Origin of the sequence: Serratia sp. 506_PEND (assembly GCF_001076875.1) — a bacterium.
GTDB lineage: Bacteria > Pseudomonadota > Gammaproteobacteria > Enterobacterales > Enterobacteriaceae > Serratia > Serratia marcescens.
Genome location: NZ_JVEL01000576.1, coordinates 13,792 through 30,041 on the forward strand (window position 1 = coordinate 13,792; position 16,250 = coordinate 30,041).

At 62.3% G+C, this 16,250-nt stretch carries 16 protein-coding genes; 4 read left to right on the plus strand and 12 right to left on the minus strand.

Annotated features, from left to right (window positions below):
• Window positions 1-138: 138 nt before the first annotated feature.
• From araD to ADK28_RS25735, 11 genes are all read right to left on the minus strand, one after another.
• On the minus strand, window positions 139-834 hold the full coding sequence (gene araD, locus ADK28_RS25685; RefSeq protein ID WP_033639438.1) for an L-ribulose-5-phosphate 4-epimerase: 696 nt from the start codon (window positions 832-834) through the stop codon (window positions 139-141).
• Entirely contained in the window at window positions 828-1,688 is an 861-nt protein-coding gene (locus ADK28_RS25690) for an L-ribulose-5-phosphate 3-epimerase (RefSeq protein ID WP_048797022.1), read from the minus strand. Before ADK28_RS25690 ends, araD begins: the two co-directional genes overlap by 7 nt.
• A 1-nt stretch (window position 1,689) precedes the next feature.
• Window positions 1,690-2,346, minus strand: a complete 657-nt coding sequence (gene ulaD, locus ADK28_RS25695) for a 3-keto-L-gulonate-6-phosphate decarboxylase UlaD (protein WP_016930021.1) — start codon at window positions 2,344-2,346, stop codon at window positions 1,690-1,692.
• On the minus strand, window positions 2,343-3,833 hold the full coding sequence (locus ADK28_RS25700) for an FGGY-family carbohydrate kinase (protein ID WP_048797023.1): 1,491 nt from the start codon (window positions 3,831-3,833) through the stop codon (window positions 2,343-2,345). Before ADK28_RS25700 ends, ulaD begins: the two co-directional genes overlap by 4 nt.
• The gene (locus ADK28_RS25705) at window positions 3,833-5,128 is read right to left on the minus strand and encodes an MFS transporter (RefSeq protein WP_033639442.1); all 1,296 of its coding nucleotides are present in this window, start codon (window positions 5,126-5,128) and stop codon (window positions 3,833-3,835) included. The genes ADK28_RS25700 and ADK28_RS25705 overlap by 1 nt, the downstream gene beginning before the upstream one ends.
• Window positions 5,129-5,252: 124 nt before the next feature.
• Window positions 5,253-5,723 (minus strand): YhcH/YjgK/YiaL family protein, encoded by a 471-nt coding sequence (locus ADK28_RS25710; protein WP_016930018.1) that lies wholly within the window; start codon window positions 5,721-5,723, stop codon window positions 5,253-5,255.
• A 13-nt stretch (window positions 5,724-5,736) separates the two neighbouring features.
• Window positions 5,737-6,735 carry a 3-dehydro-L-gulonate 2-dehydrogenase gene (yiaK, locus tag ADK28_RS25715; RefSeq protein WP_016930017.1) on the minus strand — a complete coding sequence of 333 codons (999 nt, stop codon included), beginning with the start codon at window positions 6,733-6,735 and terminating at the stop codon, window positions 5,737-5,739.
• A 256-nt stretch (window positions 6,736-6,991) separates the two neighbouring features.
• Window positions 6,992-7,867 carry an SMP-30/gluconolactonase/LRE family protein gene (locus ADK28_RS25720; protein WP_016930016.1) on the minus strand — a complete coding sequence of 292 codons (876 nt, stop codon included), beginning with the start codon at window positions 7,865-7,867 and terminating at the stop codon, window positions 6,992-6,994.
• Complete coding sequence (locus tag ADK28_RS25725) at window positions 7,864-8,964, minus strand: substrate-binding domain-containing protein (RefSeq protein ID WP_048797024.1); 1,101 nt, start codon at window positions 8,962-8,964, stop codon at window positions 7,864-7,866. The genes ADK28_RS25720 and ADK28_RS25725 overlap by 4 nt, the downstream gene beginning before the upstream one ends.
• 14 nt (window positions 8,965-8,978) lie before the next feature.
• The gene (locus tag ADK28_RS25730; RefSeq protein ID WP_016930014.1) at window positions 8,979-10,061 is read right to left on the minus strand and encodes an ABC transporter permease; all 1,083 of its coding nucleotides are present in this window, start codon (window positions 10,059-10,061) and stop codon (window positions 8,979-8,981) included.
• Entirely contained in the window at window positions 10,054-11,607 is a 1,554-nt protein-coding gene (locus tag ADK28_RS25735) for a sugar ABC transporter ATP-binding protein (RefSeq protein WP_048797025.1), read from the minus strand. Before ADK28_RS25735 ends, ADK28_RS25730 begins: the two co-directional genes overlap by 8 nt.
• Before the next feature lie 374 nt (window positions 11,608-11,981).
• Between ADK28_RS25735 and ADK28_RS25740 the strand changes: the two genes are divergently transcribed.
• From ADK28_RS25740 to ADK28_RS25750, 3 genes are all read left to right on the plus strand, one after another.
• Window positions 11,982-12,800: an IclR family transcriptional regulator gene (locus tag ADK28_RS25740; protein WP_033632146.1), complete on the plus strand. Its 819-nt coding sequence runs from the start codon at window positions 11,982-11,984 to the stop codon at window positions 12,798-12,800.
• Between the two features lie 125 nt (window positions 12,801-12,925).
• Entirely contained in the window at window positions 12,926-13,543 is a 618-nt protein-coding gene (gene argO, locus ADK28_RS25745) for an arginine exporter ArgO (protein WP_004931603.1), read from the plus strand.
• A 121-nt stretch (window positions 13,544-13,664) separates the two neighbouring features.
• On the plus strand, window positions 13,665-14,396 hold the full coding sequence (locus ADK28_RS25750; RefSeq protein ID WP_004931607.1) for an oxidative stress defense protein: 732 nt from the start codon (window positions 13,665-13,667) through the stop codon (window positions 14,394-14,396).
• A gap of 48 nt (window positions 14,397-14,444) precedes the next feature.
• On the opposite strand, the gene ADK28_RS25755 is transcribed toward ADK28_RS25750, so the two are convergent.
• Complete coding sequence (locus tag ADK28_RS25755; protein WP_004931613.1) at window positions 14,445-15,338, minus strand: LysR family transcriptional regulator ArgP; 894 nt, start codon at window positions 15,336-15,338, stop codon at window positions 14,445-14,447.
• Between the two features lie 204 nt (window positions 15,339-15,542).
• Between ADK28_RS25755 and rpiA the strand changes: the two genes are divergently transcribed.
• Entirely contained in the window at window positions 15,543-16,199 is a 657-nt protein-coding gene (gene rpiA / locus ADK28_RS25760; protein ID WP_004931614.1) for a ribose-5-phosphate isomerase RpiA, read from the plus strand.
• The last annotated feature ends 51 nt before the right edge of the window (window positions 16,200-16,250 follow it).

A 16,250-nucleotide genomic window follows, 5' to 3' on the forward strand; every position in this document is an offset into this window, starting at 1 on the left:
CGGCCGGCTGGAGGGTGGGTGCGGATGATAGCGAATTTTTCGCCGATGGGCGAATGCGGTTTTCGCTACACTGCGCCTCATGCCCGTTGGCACCCGATGCGGCAAAGCATCGGGCGCCACGGTTAAAGCCCCGGCGCGCTACTGCCCGTAGTAGGCGTGTTGGCCGTGTTTGCGCAGGTAGTGTTTGTCCAACAGCTCGCGCTGCATGCTGTGAATGCCCGGCGTCAGCTGGCGCGAGAAAATGCCCATGTAGGCAATTTCTTCCAGCACCACCGCATTATGCACCGCGTTGTGGGCGTCTTTGCCCCAGGCGAAGGGGCCGTGGGCGTTGACCAGTACCGCCGGGATCGCGTTGGGATTGATATCGCGCCGGCGGAAGGTTTCGATAATCACGTTGCCGGTTTCCAGTTCGTAATCGTGCTCAATTTCATCCTGGGTCATCAGGCGAGTGCAGGGGATCGCGCCATAAAAATAGTCGGCGTGGGTGGTTCCCCAGGCGGGGATGTCCAGCCCGGCCTGCGCCCAAATGGTAGCGTGGCGCGAATGGGTGTGGACGATGCCGCCGATATCGGCGAATTCGCGGTACAGCGCCAGATGGGTGGCGGTGTCCGACGACGGTTTTTTTGCCCCCTCGACGGTGCGGCCGCTGGCCAGATCGACCACCACCATATCCTCCGCCGTCATATGCTCGTATTCAACGCCTGACGGCTTGATCACCACCAGACCGCGTTCGCGATCCACCGCGCTGACGTTGCCCCAGGTAAAAGTCACCAGCTTATGGCGCGGCAGATCGAGATTGGCCTCCAGCACCTGTTGTTTTAACTGAGTCAGCATGTCATGCCCCCTTGTTGCATTTTCTGTTCGATCCAGCGGCGGGCCTGAACGATCTCGGCCACCGGCTCCTCGGCTTTTTCGGTCCACATCTCAATCAGGAATGCGCCGCGGTAATTGAGGCGCTGCAGCGTGCGAAACACCTCGACGAAGTCGACGCAGCCTTCGCCAAACGGCACGTCGCGGAATTGTCCCGGCGAAACGGCGGTGACCGGGTAGGTGTCTTTCAGGTGAATGGCGGCGATGCGATCGATGCCCAGCTCCAGCTCGCGCGGCACGTCATTGCCCCAGGCGCTGAGGTTGCCGACGTCCGGATACACCGTGAACCACGGCGAGGCCAGCAGGGCGTCCCAGGCTTTCCATTTACCGATCGAGTTCATAAAGGCGGTATCCATGATTTCCACCGCCAGCATCACCTGGGCGGCGGCGGCACGCTCTACCGCCCACTGCATGCCTTCGCTAAAGCGCGCCAGCGTCCCCTCGTCCTGCTCTTCGTAATACACGTCGTAGCCGGCCAGCTGGATGGTGCGGATGCCGACGTCTTTGGCCAGCTGAATGGCCTGTTCCATCACGTCGAAGGCGCGCCGGCGCAGCGCCGGATCGTGGCTGCCAAACGGAAAGCGCCGGTGGCCGGAGAGGCACATCGACGGGATGCGGATGCCGGTTTCCAGCATGGCGTCCACCAGCGCCAGGCGCTGCGCCTTGCTCCAGCTCAGGCGCGCCAGACGTTCATCGCTTTCGTCCACCGACATTTCGACGAAGTCGAAGCCGCAGGCCTTGGCCAGCGCCAGGCGCTCGGGCCAGCTCAGGTGTTTCGGCAGCGCTTTCTCGTAAATTCCCAACGGGTGCTGACGCATATCATGATCTCCAGATGTCATCGATGGCGGCGCGGAACTGCCTGGCGGCCGCCGGCGGATCGCCGGCCTCGGCCAGCGCGCGGCCGGCGATAAAGGCGGTGACGGCGATCTCTTTAAACAGCGGCAGGTCGGCGGGCGTGATGCCGCCGGTCACCGACAGCGCGATGCCCAGATCGGACAGCGCCTTCATCCGATCCAGATCCTGCCGGCCCCAGGTTTGCCCGCTGGCCTGCGCGTCGCGGCCGCGGTGATAGATCGCCTGGCGAATGCCAAGGCCGCGCCATTGCCGCGCATCCTCCAATGTCCAGCGGCCGAACAGTTCGATCTGGATTTCGCCGCCGTGACGCTCGGCGACCTCCCGCGCGCTGGCCATGGTGGCCAACGGCGCGGCGCAGATCACCGTCATCCAGTCCGCGCCCTGGCCGAAGGCCTGCTCGGCCAGCGTCGCACCGGCGTCGGCCACCTTGAGATCGGCCACCAGCGTGTGCTGCGGACAGCGCTCGCGCAGCGCGCTAACCGCCTGAATGCCGGCGCTGATGCACAAAATGGTACCGGCCTCGATGATGTCCACATGGGGGCTGAGGGTCTCGGCGGTGCGCAGCGCCGTATCCAGACGGGTTTGATCGAGCGCCAGCTGCAGGCGCGGTTTCGTGCTCATGGGGCCTCCTTGTTGGCGGGCTGCAGATTTTGCAATGCAGCAATCAGCGCCTGATAACGTTGGTGTTTGTGGTCGTAAGCTTCGGCGGCGGCCGCATCAGGCAGCAGCCGCTCGATACGCGGCGCCAGCCGGCGCTGGGCGGCGGTGAAATCGCTGAAGACGCCGCTGCCGACCATGGCCGCCATCGCCGCGCCCAGACAGCCGGTTTCTTCCACCTGCGGCAGCTCAACCGGCAGGCCGCTGACGTCGGCGAACATTTGCATCCAGGGGCGGGATTTGGCGGGGCCGCCGGTCACGCGCAGCGCCTGCGCCTCAGGGAAACGCCGGCGCATGCGGTTAAGGTGCGTCATGTGGCAGAACACCACGCCTTCGTAGATCGCCTGCACCAGGTGCTCGCGTTGGTGGAAGGCCTGCAGGCCGTAGAAGCTGGCGCTCAGCCCCAAGCCGGCGTTGGAGCCATACAGGAAAGGGGCGAACAGCAGATCGCCGGCGGCTTTCGGCAGGGCGGCGACCCAGCGGTTAAGCTGGTCGTAGTCCTGCAGCCCCCATTGGTGACAGAACCATTCCAGGTTGGCGGCGGAAGTGGGGCTGGCTTCGTGCACGATGTATTGGCCGTTTTCGGCGTGGCGGCCATAGACAAAGGGATGATCGAAACCCTCGACGATGGCGTCGGTGATGCCGCTGGTGACCGACCAGGTCCCCATCACCGCGTTGAGCCGGGTTTCGTCCTGCAGGCCGGCGCACAGCGCGGTGGACACCACGTCGAACAACCCGCCGACCACCGGGGTGCCGATTGGCAGGCCGGTAATGGCCGCGGCGTTTGCCGCGACGCGTCCGGCGATGTCGGCCGAACCGACAATCGTCGGCAGGGCGGGCATGATGTCGCCGATGCCCAGCAGCTGCGCCAGCGCCGGGTCATAGCGTCCGCTGCGCATCTGATACAGGTTGGATTCGGAGATATTGGTTTCTTCGCAGGCCAGCTCGCCGGTCAGGCAATAGCGCAGGTAGTCGTGCGCCATCAGCACGCTGCCGATGCGGGCGTAACGTTCAGGCTGATGCCGCTTCAGCCAGCGCAGCAGCGAGACCGGGTGCCCGGTCCACAGCGTTTGGCGCGTTTGCGGATACAGCGCCTGCGGCACGCCCTGCCGTTGCCATTCCTGCACCAGCGCCAGCGCGCGCTGATCGGAAGAGAGCATGGCGTTGCCCAGCGGCTGCCCCTGCTTATCCAGCAGAAACGCGCCCTTGCCCTGCGCCGAGATGCCGATGGCCTGGATGGCGCCGGCGGCGACGCCGCTGGCGGACAGCACTTCACGGATCACGTCGGCGGCGGTGCGCCACAGCGATGCCATATCGCGCTCGGCCCAGCCGGGCTGCGGCGCGACGATCGCCAGATTGCGCCGCGCAACGCCGTGTTCACGGCCCCTGCGGTCGTATAAACCCGCCTTGATGAAGGTGCCGCCGCAGTCGAGCCCCAGCCAATATTCCATCATTCGCTCCTCGCGCTGTGGTCGCATTTATTGGGCAGCATCAACGCCAGCACGGAGGCGATCGCCAGCGAGGCAGCCAGGCTGTAGACGCCGACATCCTTGTTGAACAGGCTGATCAGGACGCCGACCATATACGGGCCGCAAAAGCCGCCGAGGTTGCCCAGCGCATTGATCACGCCGCGCGCGCCGCCGGCCACTTCGGCGTTGAACAATTTGGGCGGGATGGTCCAGAACACCCCGGCCGCCGCCTGAATAAATACGCCGCAGCCGACCAGCGCAGCGTAAGACCACCAGACGTGATCCTTCAGCAGTACCGACAGCGCCATGCAGGCGGCAAAGCAGGCCAGCGGCAGGGCGACGAAGATTTTGCGCTTGCCGGTGCGATCGGAGAGGGTGGAGATGATCAGCATGCCGAAGATGGCGCCGATATAGGGCAAGATAGCCAGCAGGCCCACTTGCTCCATATCGCCGTGGGTCAGCCCTTTCAAAATGGTCGGCAGCCACAGGGTGTAGCCGTAGATACCGGTCTGGTAGAAAAAATTCACCAGGATCAGCTGCCACATAATCCGGTCGCCCAGCACCCGGCGCAGCGAGGCGTTGCGCACCGTTTTTCCTTTGATCAGCAGCTGTTCGTCGTGCAGGGTCTTTACCAGATACTCTTTTTCCGCCTGCGAGATCCATTTGGCCTCCTGGGGCCGGTTGCTGATGGTGAAGTACCACAGCGCCATGACTACCAGCGACAGAGCGCCCTCCACCAGAAACAGCATGCGCCAGTCCCAGGCGGTGATGATCCAACCCGACAGCGGGGCGGTGAGAATGCCGGCGATCGGCACGAACATGATGACGATGGCGTTGGCGCGGCCGCGCTCCTTATCCGGGAACCAGTTGCTGATCATGGTCAGCACCACCGGCAGCATGCCGCCTTCGGAAACGCCGAGGGCGAAGCGCAGGAACAGCAGCTGATACTGGTTGGTGACCAGCCCGGTCAGCACCGAGATCACCGCCCAGGCCAACAGTGACCAGCCGATGAACTTCTTGCCGTTGCCGTATACCGCCAGCTTGCCGCCGGGCACCTGCAGAAACAGGTAACCGATGAAGAAGATGCCGCCGGCCAGCCCGGCCATCGAGGCGGTGATGCCGAGTTCGTCATCCATGCCGCCGGGCATGGCGAAGGCGATGTTGACCCGGTCCATGTAAGAAATGATGCAGGTGATGAGGATCGGCGGCACGATCCTCAGCCAGCGGAGCTTGGGGATCGCCTGGCTTTGGCTGACGGAAACGGAGGCTGTATTCATAAGGACCTCTTTCGATGTTCGCTTTTTTGTAGGGTCGGGCGTTATTGTTTTGCTTGATTTGGGCGCAGGGGCGCCCGCACAGGCCCATGGACCGGTGTTGTTATCGTTACGGGTGTGGCGGCTATCAGGCGCTAAACGACGCCAGCGGTATCTTCACCACCACCTTGCGTATCGCGCTGGGGCGTTGGTTAATGCAGGCCGGGCGATGCACGTCCTGTGGGAAAAATACCGCGAAGTTGCCGGGCCGCATCGTGAGCCAGGATTCGTCGGCCACGTCCTGATAAAACAGGATGTCGCGCTGCGCCAGCAGCTCCTGATGAACGACGTTGTCGCCGTTGTCCGCCGCTACGCCGATAAGTTCGGTGCCGCTGACCAGAAACTGCACGTCGACGTTTTGCCGGTGGACTTCCGGGCGCAGCGCGTCCGGTGGTTGGGTATGCAGATCCAGCACCTGCACCACGTAGCCGGTGGCGGGATCTTCATAGCGCCCTGCGGGCAAGACGCTGAAATCGGTGCGCTGCAAATAGGCGACGGCGTTGGCGACCGGCGTCGGGTACTGCTCGGGCGCGGTGTTGGCGATGTGGCCGAATATCATGATGATCCTCCCGTTACAGCGCCTGAATGCGCGCCCAGACTCGTTCGTCGACCGGAATGCCGTCGCGCAGGTTCTCTGCCAGAATGCGCGGGAACTTGTGGCCCGGCAGGCGAATGGCGACGTCGGGGTTGTCCCGTTCGGCGCTGGTGACGTAATCCATGATGCGCTGCAGTTTTTGATCGCGGCTGTCGCCGTCGATCAACCGGTCTATCTCAATCGCGATGAACACCTGCGAGACGCCGTATTCGTCGCGGTGATCTTCCGTCACTTCCGCCACCGAGGCGCCGCCTGACAGCAGGGTGGCGATCATGTCCAGCACGATCGACAACGCCGATCCTTTCCAGTACCCCATCGGCAAAATGCGCCGATTCTCTTCGATGGTGGCCGGATCGCGGGTCAGATGGCCGTCGTTGTCGAAGCCGCCGTCCACCGGCAGGGTTTTGCCCGCAAGCCGGTTCAGCTCCAGCGCGCCGTAGGAAAACATCGACATCGACATGTCCACCATGGTGATCGGGTTGCCGGGCACGGCGACGATCAAAGGGTTGGTGCCGATACGGCACGTTTTGGCACCCCACGGCGGCATCACGGCGATCGAGTTGGTCCAGCAAATGCCGATATAGCCTTTCTCCGCCGCCTGCCAGCCGTAACCGCCGCCGCGCATCCAGTGGTTGGCGTTGCGCAGCGCCACCAGGCCGATGCCATGATCGTCGGCCAACTGCATGGCGCGATCCATCATGCGGCGGGCGGTAAGGTTGCCGATGCCCTGATGCGCATCCCATTGCTCGATCGCCCCCAGAGACAACAGTTTGCTGGGTTCGGCGTCCGGCACGATATCGCCGGCGTCCAGCTGCTGAATAAAGCGCGGAAAGCGGTTAACGCCGTGGGAGTAAACGCCGCTGGCGGTGGTGTCGGCGAACATGCCGGCGCAGTCGTCGGCGAGATGTTCCGCCACGCCGCGCGCCAGCAGCACGCGTTTGAATTGCTGTTTTAATTCGCTGTAACTCACTCTCATGCCGGTTCTCCGCCTGTGCGAATTGTCTGTTTTTGGTTCGCTAAATTTCAATATGCGAAATTGCATTTCAAATAAATGCTATCCCGGCGATTCAGGGAAGTCAAAGCAAGGGGGAGTAAAATTATTCATGAAAAACATGATGTTAAAATTGAGTGGTGATTTTGTGATCGCCGCCACATTTTGGTGGAGATGGCGTGCTTCAGACGTGGCAAAGCAGGGCGGATCGAAACCCACCCTGCGTCTTGCAAGACCCCGGCTAACCGCGGGTGTTCAACACCATGCGGTAGAGCGAGGTGGTGGCGGTGATATAGAGCTCATCGCCGTTCGGGCCGCCGAAGGTACAATTGGAGACGCGTTCCGGCACGCTGATTTTGTCGATCTGTCGCCCCTCTGGATCAAAGACCAGCACGCCGTCGGCGCAGCTGCAAAACAGATTGCCGGCCCGGTCGACGCAGAACCCGTCCGGGAAACCGGGCTCCACCGTGGCGAAACGGCGGCCGGCTTCCAGCTCGCGGCCGTTGACCGCATAGACGCGCAGCTCGCGGCGGCCCAGCGTCGGGAAATCCACGATCGACATGTCCGCCACGTACAGCCATTTTTCATCCGGTGAAAACGCCAGGCCGTTCGGGCGCTGCAGGTCGCAGGCGGCGATGGTCAGCGAACCGTCGCGCGGATCGAAGCTGTAGAGGTAACAGCCGATCACCTGGCTTTCCGATTTGTAACCCTCTTCGTCGCCGATGATGCCGTAGGGCGGATCGGTGAACCACAGGGTGCCGTCGGAACGCACCGCCACGTCGTTCGGCGAGTTAAAGCGCTTGCCGTCGACGCGGTCGATCAACAGGCGCACTTCGCCATCGCTTTCGGTGCGGCTGATGCCGCGCCGCCCGTGTTCGCAGCTGACCACGCGCCCCTCGCCGTCGCGCGCATTGCCGTTGGCGTAGTGCGACGGCGAACGGTATAGGGCCAGCTCACCCCGGCGCGACCAGCGGAACATGCGATTGCCTTTCACGTCGCTGAACACCACCGCATCCTCCTGCGGCAGCCAGACCGGCCCTTCGGCCCAAATCGCCGGTGAGCACAAGCGCTCGAGCTGAGCGTGCGTGCGCAATGAATGCCGAATGCCGCCGTTCACTTCACGCCCCAGATCGCTTTGTAATGGCCCTGATAATCGTTTTGCGGGTCATACAGGTTATTGGCGCCGCCGTCGGCGGCGATATTGTCGCGTGTCACCAGGTGCGCCGGCGTGACGTAGCCGGAAGGCGGCTGCTTGGCGAAGGCGCGGTTGAATTCGTCCAGCAGTTGCCAACCGTGCAGCTTCAAGGGCTCCGGCACCGTCGCCGACTGGCTGTCGCCTGACCGGATACGCTGGTAAGCGGAGATCGAACCGTCGCCGGCCGACACGTTGTAAGGCGCGTTCTTGCCGCCTTTGCCGGCGGTCTTCAGCGCCGGGGCCATAAAGTCGAAGTACAGATCGTTGATCGCCAGCGCATATTGGAATTTTTCGCCGTACTTCTGCAGCAGGCTGAAGGTCATCGCCGGCATGCGATTGGCGGTATCGGCCAGCGGCGTGTCGATGAATTCCAGCAGCGTGCAGCCGCTGCATTTGGCGATCTCTTCTTTCATGACGTTGGCCTTGTCCAACGCGATTTGGTACAGCGAGTCGGTGAAGATCAACACGCTCGCCTTGCCGCCGGACTGAACCACCGCGTATTGCGCGGCGATGCGCGCCACTTCGTTGGAATCCGACGTGACGTTATAGAACACGTTGTATTTGGCGATGGGGCCCGGTTCCGGCACCGCGTGCCAGGCGGTCAGCACGATGCCCTGCTGTACGGCCTTTTTCAGCGGGATCTTGGCGACGTTAGGGTTCCAGCCGCCGATCACGATGCCGTCCGGTTTCTGAGCGATGGCCTGATTGAGCGATGCCAGCTGATCTTTCACCGAGCCGCCGCCGTCGAGCGTTTCCAGCTTCCAGCCGGCGGCTTTCGCCGCTTCGCTCAACCCCTGTTGCACCCCTTGCACGCCGCCGTTCTTCATGTCGGAGGCGATAAAAATGATCTTCTTGTTGGCCTGCAGCTGCGGGCCGCTGGTGGGGCCGTCCCACTGAATGGCGCTGGCGGTGGCCTTCGCCACGGCGGCGGTGGCCTGATCGAGATAGGCGTCGGCCCAGACCGGCGATGCGGCGAGCAAAAATGTGGTGAACCCCGGTAACAGCCAAATGCGTTTCATGGTGTGCTCCTGGTTTAAGGGTGGGTCGCTGTCTGATTGTTGTTGTCAGCCGGCGTCGCCTGGCTGCGTTGTACCGCTTTCTGATTGAGCAGCCGACGGCGTTGGGCATAGCCGGCCAGGGTGATCGACAGCAACAGCGTCGCGCCGTTGAACAGCGGCTCGACCCAGAATTCGCCGCCGAACTGTTGAATGCCGGCGATGCCGATTGCCAGAATGGCGATGCCGACCACGGTGCCCCAGACGTTGACGCGCCCTGGGCGAATGGTGGTGCTGCCGAGGAAGGCGCCGACCAGCGCCGGCAGCAGATAGTCCATGCCGACGCTGGCCTGGCCGACGCCCTGTTCGGCGGCGATCAATACGCCGCTGAAACCGGTGAGCACGCTGGAGGCGATGAAGGCGCCGATGGTAAAGCGATTGACCGAGATGCCGTTCAGACGCGCCGCCGCCGGGTTGCCGCCCACCGCATACATGCAGCGGCCGAGCGGGGTATGTTCGGTGATGAGCCACAGCACCACCGCGACGATCAGCACGTAAAACGCCACGATCGGAATGCCGGCGATCTCGGTGTGGTGCAGCGCGATAAAGGCATCCGGCAAGTCGCCGACGATCTGCCGCCCGCCGGAGTGCCACAGGGCAATGGCGTACAGTACGGTGCCGGAGCCGAGGGTGGCGACAAAGCTGTCGATATCGGCCAGCGCCACCAGAATGCCGTTCAGCAACCCGTACAGCGCCGAAATCGCCAGCACCGTCAGCACCGCCATCTGCCAGGAGAAGCCGTATTCCACCTGCAGCGTGATCGCCAGGATGTGCCACAGCACAATGCCGAAGCCGACGTTAAGATCGATCTTGCCCACGATCATCGGGATGGTCGCCGCCAGCGCCAACAGGGCGATTTTGGCCTTGCTCGACAGGATCGCCTGCAGCGTCAGCATTGATGCGAAGGAGGGGGTGAGCAGTGAGAACAGCACGACCAGCGCGATGCACAGCAGCAGCAGGCCATAGCGGGTGAGAACCTGCATCAGCCACGGGCCGGCGCCGTCCTGCGCCAGGCTGACGCGCTGCTCCAGCGCGGTTGATTTAACGGATGTTTTAGACATGGCCTACCTCGGATTCTGACGTGATTGCGACGCTTTCCCCGGTGCTGGCAGAGGCCAGCTCCAATAAATTGGCGAATGACACCTGTTGATTTTTCAATTCGCCGACCACTTTCCCGCGGTTGAATACCAGCGCGCGGTTGCAAATATGGGCGATCTCCTCGAAATCGTTGGAGATAACCAGCACCGCCACACCTTCCGCCAGGGATTTATTCAGCAGGTGGTAGATTTCCGCTCGCGCGCCGACGTCCACGCCGGCGGTGGGATCTTCCAGGATCAGCAGCGGCGCCCCCAGGTGCATCCAGCGCGCCATCACCACCTTTTGCTGGTTGCCGCCGGACAGCGCGCTGATATCGATATTGACGTCCTTGGGGCGTACGTCGAACAGCTGCACCTTCCACCAACTGGCGCCGATCTCCGCTCGCCGCCCGTAGCGGGAGAGCAGCCGGTGGCCGCTGGCGCAGGGGTTGATAAACAGGTTTTCACGCACGCTCATCGACATCACCAGGCTTTCACCGGTGCGATCGCCCGCCACCAGTGAAACGCCGCAGGCCATCGCCTGCTGCGGGGAACTCGCCAGATAGGGCCGATCGCGAAACCGAATCGCGCCGCCGTCGGCCTGACGCAACCCGAACAGCAGCCGGCCAATCTCTTCTTGCCCTGCCCCGCGCAGGCCGGCCAACGCCAGCATCTCGCCCGGCTGCAACTCGAAGCTCACCGGGCCGATGTCGCCCACCGTGACGCTATCGAGCTGCAGCACCGGCGGACGATGCTCCGGCAGCGGTTCGCGCTGATCGTCCGCCATCGCTTCGCCGACGATGGTTTGCACCAGATCGCGCAGCGAGTAGTCGGCGGTGCGGCCGCCGGCGACATAGCGCCCGTCGCGCATCACGCAGACCCGATCGGCGATTTCGATCACTTCGTCCAAACGGTGGGTGACGTAAATCATGCCGACCTTTTTGGCACGCAGCCGGTTGATCACGGCGAACAGATGACGCACGTCGTTGGCGGGCAGGGAGGCGGTCGGTTCATCCAGCACCAGCAGCTCGGCGTTGACCGCCACCGCGCGGGCGATCGCCAGCAGCGATTTTTCGGTGCGCGACAGTTCGAAGACGCGCGCATCGGGATCGAGCGCGATGCCGACGTCTTGCAGCGCCTGCGTCGCTCGGCGGCGAATGGCGCGCCAGTCGATCAACCCAAAGCGGCGGGGAAACCCCATCACCAGCGCCATGTTTTCCGCCACCGTCATCCATTCGATCAGGCCGAGATCCTGATGAATAAAGGCGATCGGCTGGCGGCTGGCGCTTTTTATCGCGGCGGCGGAGGCGATGCTTGCGCCCTGAAAGCGAATATCGCCGCCGTCGCGCGGGTAGACGCCCGCCAGCACTTTGATCAGCGTCGATTTGCCGGCGCCGTTTTCGCCCAGCAGCGCCAGAACTTCGCCCGGCATCACCTGCAGGCTGACGTCGTTGACCGCCACGTTGCCGCCAAATCGTTTGACGATGTGGCTGAGGGTAAGGATGGGTTGTGCCGCATTATCGATAGTCATGTGATGCGCCCCTGGTGTTGCGCCCGTGCGAAGATGCCGGGCAAATCAGCTAAACCGCTGGTGAGTATCTGGTCTTTAAATTTCAATATGCGAAATTCAATTTCAAAAATAATATGACGTTCGTTGCGCTAAATCAAAGGCGATGAGGTTTTAATTGCTGTTATTAAACAATGGGTTATTTTTTACTTTGCGGAAGTGTGACCGATGGCTCACTTCAATGCGGGGGAAATATTGCGGATTTTTGGCCCGCTGCGGACAATGAAACGGCGTTCCGTCTTCACCTGATGCGGGCCTTGGGGTAACATGCCCGGCAAAGAGCCTGCTGACTTCGCCGCAGCGCCGGTTGGCGGTTCGACACTGGAGAGATTTTCGCTATGAGCCTGAAAGCCGTCGACGAGAAAGATGACAAGAAAGACAAACCACTGGGCAGCCAAAGCCTGTTCCGCGGTTTGCAGTTGATTGAGATCCTGAGCAATTTTCCCAACGGGTGCCCACTGGCGCATCTGTCTGAGCTGGCCGGCATGAACAAGAGCACGGTGCACCGTCTGCTGCAGGGGTTGCACACCAGCGGCTATGTGACCCAGGCGCCGTCGCCGGGCAGCTACCGCCTGACCACCAAGTTCATTTCCATCGGCCAGAAGGCGCTGTCGTCACTCAACATCATCCACGTGGCTGCGCCGCATTTGGAGCAGCTGAACCTGGAAGTGGGGGAGACGGTCAACTTCTCCAGCCGCGAAGACGACCACGTCATCCTGATCTACAAGCTGGAGCCGACCACCGGCATGATGCGCACTCGCGCCTATATCGGCCAGCATATGCCGCTGTACTGTTCGGCGATGGGTAAAATCTTCATGGCCTACGGCAACGACGATTATCCGGCCCACTACTGGCAGACTCACCAGCAGGAGATTCAGACGCTGACGCGCAATACCATTACCGAGCTGCCGAAGATGTATGAGGAACTGGCCGATATTCGCCAGCGCGGCTTGGCGATGGATCGCGAGGAAAACGAGCTGGGGGTCTCCTGCGTGGCGGCGCCGGTGTTCGATATTCAACAGCGCGTGCCTTATGCGGTGTCTGTTTCTCTGCCGACCGCCAAGCTGCAGCAGATCGGCGTCAAAAGCCTGATCAAACCGGTGCTGGCCACCGCGCAACGCATCTCGCAGGAGCTGGGGTTCGTCACGCCGATTTGAGTATTAGCTCTGCTGATGCTGGATTAGAAACATCAATTTCAACTAATGATCGCTTCCTCGTATGATGCGCGTGTTGACCGATACGCGCCCACGTCCGGCGCCTTTTATCATTCGAGGAATCTCCCATGTTAGCCGTCTTCCTGCAGGGGTTTGCCCTGAGCGCCGCCATGATCCTGCCGCTGGGCCCGCAGAACGTATTCGTGATGAATCAGGGCATTCGCCGTCAGTATCATCTGATGATCGCCTCATTGTGCGCACTGAGCGATATCGTGCTGATCTGCGCCGGTATTTTCGGCGGCAGCGCGTTGCTGACCCGCTCGCCGCTGCTGTTGGCGCTGGTCACCTGGGGCGGTGTGGCGTTTCTGCTGTGGTACGGCTGGGGCGCGTTCCGTTCCGCCTTCAGCCCGCAACCGGCGCAGGCCGCGGCGCAGGAGCTGGCGCAGAGCCGCTGGCGCATCGTGGTCACCATGCTGGCGGTCACCTGGCTGAATCCGCACGTCTATCTGGACACCTTCGTGGTGCTCGGCAGCCTGGGCGGACAGCTGACGGCGGATGTGCGCTCCTGGTTCGCGCTTGGCGCGGTCAGCGCGTCGGCGGTGTGGTTCTTCGGCCTGGCGCTGCTGGCCTCCTGGCTGGCGCCGTGGCTGAATACGCAGCGGGCGCAGCGCATCATCAATGCGCTGGTCGGGCTGGTGATGTGGGGCATCGCGCTGCAGCTGGCCTGGCAGGGGGCAAATTTATAAGAATTTGTCACTAATCCGAATTCAAAACGCCGTGCGATATGCTACGTTTGATGCCAGGAATCCGGCGGTTCTCGCAGGGAAAAGCCGGCGATCAGAGACAGCCTGTCATTAAGGAGACACTGTGAAGCTAAAAGCATTGGCTATGGCCGCAATGGTCGGATTAGGGACGTTACCGATGGCGCTGCAGGCGGCTGAAGTGCCTGAAGGGCCGCACGTCGTCACCTCCGGCACCGCCAGCGTGGACGCCACGCCGGATATCGCCACCCTGGCGATCGAGGTGAGCGTTTCCTCCAAAGACGCCGCTCAGGCGAAGAAGCAGGTAGACGAGCGCGTGGCGCAGTACTTTGATTTCCTGCAGAAAAACAACATCGAGAAAAAAGACATCAGCGCCGCCAACCTGCGCACTCAGCCGGAATACGACTACCTGAAAACCGGCGAGTCGGTGCTGAAGGGCTACCGGGCGGTGCGCCAGGTGCAGGTCACCCTGCGCCAGTTGGACAAGCTGAACGAGCTGCTGGACGGCGCGCTGAAATCCGGCCTGAACGAGATCCGCGCGGTGGAGCTGGGCGTCGCCAAACCGGACGTATATCGCGAGCAGGCGCGGCAAAAAGCGATCGAGAACGCGACTCAGCAGGCCGAATCCCTGGCCAAAGGCTTCCACGCCAAGCTGGGGCCGGTGTACAGCATTCGCTACCGGGTCGCCAACTATCAGCCGATGCCGGTGGCGCGGATGTATAAGGCGGCCGGCGCGGCGGCGGAAAACGACGCGGCGCAAACCTATGAACAGCAAAGCATTCACTTCGACGATCAGGTGGATGTGGTGTTTGAGCTGCAGCGCAACGCCGCGCAGTAAGGGTGTTGTATTGAAGAAAAGGTTCGCTGCGGCGAACCTTTTTTCGTTTTAATCCTGGCGCAATACCTGGTGGCCGTGTTCCAGCAACGCGTCGGTCACTTTGCGCATCATGCGGCTTTCCGGCGCGAAGCGGTGCCAGTACAGCATGCGGCGCTGGTACAGCCCCGGCGTCAGATCGATCAGTTCACCGGATGCCAGCTCCTTTTCGATCTGCAGATGCGGGATCATGCAGCAGGTGGTGCCCTGACGCGCCAGCTGGACGAAGGCTTCCGATGAGTTCACGATGTGGCAGGGCACGCTGCCCGGCGACAGATCGAAGTTCTGCTGCAGGAATGCCTGGTGCATGTCGTCGAGATGGTCGAAGGCCACCGCCGGCGCTTTCAGCAGCGCGGAACGGGTGACGCCGTTCGGGAAATAGCGCTCGGCGAAGCCGCTGGAGGCCACGAACAGGTAGTCCAGCGCCCCCAGCCGATCCACCAGGCAGCTCGGCAGCGGCTGCGGCTGAATACTCACCGCGCCCACCACCTCACCGCGGCGCAGCCGCTCCTGGGTGCGGGTTTCATCTTCCACCTGCAGATTCAGACGAATGGGGGAGTCCGCCAGCACCGGCTTCAGCGCCGGCAGCAGCCAGGTCGCCAGACTGTCGGCGTTGACCGCCAGCGACAGCAGCAGCGGCGTATCGACGCCGGTGTCATTGCCGAGCCACTCTTCTTCCAGCAGCTCCACCTGATGCAGCAGCGCCAGCAGCTTTTGCCCTTGTTCGGTCGGGCGCGGCGGCACGGTACGAACCAGCAGCGGTTGGCCGAACAGGTTTTCCAGCTGTTTGATGCGTTGGGATACCGCCGATTGCGTGATACAGAGTTTTTGCGCGGCGCGCTCGAAGCCGCGCTCACGGATCACCGCGTCCAGCGCTTGCAGCGTACGATAGTCTGGGCGTTTCATCGGAAAGATATCCCTTAAATTAGAATGATACCGGCACTATGCCACATTTTACGCATGGCGCAGGTGGAAAAATCACGCCCCCAGCTAGCCGCCAAGCGGGTAAAAATGCGGGCTGCGGTAAATAAGTGTGATCCTGCCGGCGTGAAAAACAGCGTTTTACCCTATAATACGCACACGTTTTCGTACAGAGGCAAGGGACATATTATGACGCAGGATGAACTGAAAAAAGCGGTGGGCTGGGCGGCGCTGGAATACGTGACGCCGGGCACCATCGTCGGGGTCGGCACTGGCTCTACCGCCGCCCACTTTATTGACGCGCTGGGCTCCATCAAGCACCAGATCGAAGGCGCGGTGTCCAGCTCCGATGCCTCCACCGCCAAGCTGAAAAGCCTCGGCATCCACGTGTTCGACAGCAACGAAGTGGACTCGCTCGATATCTACGTGGACGGCGCGGACGAAATCAACGGCCATATGCAGATGATCAAGGGCGGCGGCGCGGCGCTGACGCGCGAGAAGATCATTGCCGCCATCGCCAAGAAATTTATCTGCATCGTCGACGCCAGCAAGCAGGTGGACGTGCTGGGCAAGTTTCCGCTGCCGGTGGAAGTGATCCCGATGGCTCGCTCTTACGTGGCGCGCGAGCTGGTGAAACTCGGCGGTCTGCCGGAGTATCGCCAGAACGTGGTGACCGACAACGGCAACGTGATCCTCGATGTGCATAACCTGAGCATCACCGACGCCGTGGCGCTGGAGAACAAGATCAACGGCATCGCCGGCGTGGTGACCGTGGGGCTGTTCGCCAACCGCGGCGCGGACGTGGCGCTGGTCGGCACCCCGGAAGGCGTGAAAGTGGTCAAATAAACTTCTGCCGTCTGTGGCCCGGCAGTGCCGGGCCGCATAATTCTTCGGTTA

Coding starts and splice junctions, on each gene's coding strand:
- araD (WP_033639438.1), bottom strand. CDS start 834: ATGCTGACTCAGTTAAAACAACAGGTGCTGGAGGCCAATCTCGATCTG.
- ADK28_RS25690 (WP_048797022.1), bottom strand. CDS start 1,688: ATGCGTCAGCACCCGTTGGGAATTTACGAGAAAGCGCTGCCGAAACAC.
- ulaD (WP_016930021.1), bottom strand. CDS start 2,346: ATGAGCACGAAACCGCGCCTGCAGCTGGCGCTCGATCAAACCCGTCTG.
- ADK28_RS25700 (WP_048797023.1), bottom strand. CDS start 3,833: ATGGAATATTGGCTGGGGCTCGACTGCGGCGGCACCTTCATCAAGGCG.
- ADK28_RS25705 (WP_033639442.1), bottom strand. CDS start 5,128: ATGAATACAGCCTCCGTTTCCGTCAGCCAAAGCCAGGCGATCCCCAAG.
- ADK28_RS25710 (WP_016930018.1), bottom strand. CDS start 5,723: ATGATATTCGGCCACATCGCCAACACCGCGCCCGAGCAGTACCCGACG.
- yiaK (WP_016930017.1), bottom strand. CDS start 6,735: ATGAGAGTGAGTTACAGCGAATTAAAACAGCAATTCAAACGCGTGCTG.
- ADK28_RS25725 (WP_048797024.1), bottom strand. CDS start 8,964: ATGAAACGCATTTGGCTGTTACCGGGGTTCACCACATTTTTGCTCGCC.
- ADK28_RS25730 (WP_016930014.1), bottom strand. CDS start 10,061: ATGTCTAAAACATCCGTTAAATCAACCGCGCTGGAGCAGCGCGTCAGC.
- ADK28_RS25735 (WP_048797025.1), bottom strand. CDS start 11,607: ATGACTATCGATAATGCGGCACAACCCATCCTTACCCTCAGCCACATC.
- ADK28_RS25740 (WP_033632146.1), top strand. CDS start 11,982: ATGAGCCTGAAAGCCGTCGACGAGAAAGATGACAAGAAAGACAAACCA.
- argO (WP_004931603.1), top strand. CDS start 12,926: ATGTTAGCCGTCTTCCTGCAGGGGTTTGCCCTGAGCGCCGCCATGATC.
- ADK28_RS25755 (WP_004931613.1), bottom strand. CDS start 15,338: ATGAAACGCCCAGACTATCGTACGCTGCAAGCGCTGGACGCGGTGATC.
- rpiA (WP_004931614.1), top strand. CDS start 15,543: ATGACGCAGGATGAACTGAAAAAAGCGGTGGGCTGGGCGGCGCTGGAA.